2 tRNA genes and 1 rRNA gene are annotated in these 468 nt (G+C 62.6%); all 3 read left to right on the forward strand.

Features of this window, described 5'->3' with window-relative positions:
* Positions 1-161, forward strand: a 16S ribosomal RNA gene (locus tag ACTFO6_RS17660); the annotation flags it as partial.
* A gap of 82 nt (positions 162-243) precedes the next feature.
* Positions 244-320 (forward strand) — tRNA-Ile (locus ACTFO6_RS17665).
* A 5-nt stretch (positions 321-325) separates the two neighbouring features.
* Positions 326-398 (forward strand) — tRNA-Ala (locus ACTFO6_RS17670).
* The last annotated feature ends 70 nt before the right edge of the window (positions 399-468 follow it).

A 468-nucleotide genomic window follows, 5' to 3' on the forward strand; every position in this document is an offset into this window, starting at 1 on the left:
GGGTCTTGTACACACCGCCCGTCACACCATGGGAGTGGACTGTACCAGAAGTGGCTGGCCTAACCCGCGAGGGGGGGGCGGCCCCCACGGTATGGTTCATGACTGGGGTGAAGTCGTAACAAGGTAGCCGTATCGGAAGGTGCGGCTGGATCACCTCCTTTCTGGAAAGAGCGCGCTGAGAGCGCGCCTGAGACGATGCCCGAGGGCTCGTGCTCACGCCGATCGGCTGTTGGTGGGGCGTGCGGGTCTGTAGCTCAGCCGGTTAGAGCACACGCTTGATAAGCGTGGGGTCGGTGGTTCAAGTCCACCCAGACCCACCACGGGGGGGGCTATAGCTCAGCGGGGAGAGCGCCTGCTTTGCAAGCAGGAGGTCACCGGTTCGAGCCCGGTTAGCTCCACAGCAGGGATCAGGAATCAGGGGAGTTTTGTGGCGCGAAGCGCTGTCCGATGACTCTGATTCCTGATTCC

The sequence above is a fragment of the Pelomicrobium sp. G1 genome, from assembly GCF_051905455.1.
Classification (GTDB): domain Bacteria; phylum Pseudomonadota; class Gammaproteobacteria; order Burkholderiales; family UBA6910; genus Pelomicrobium.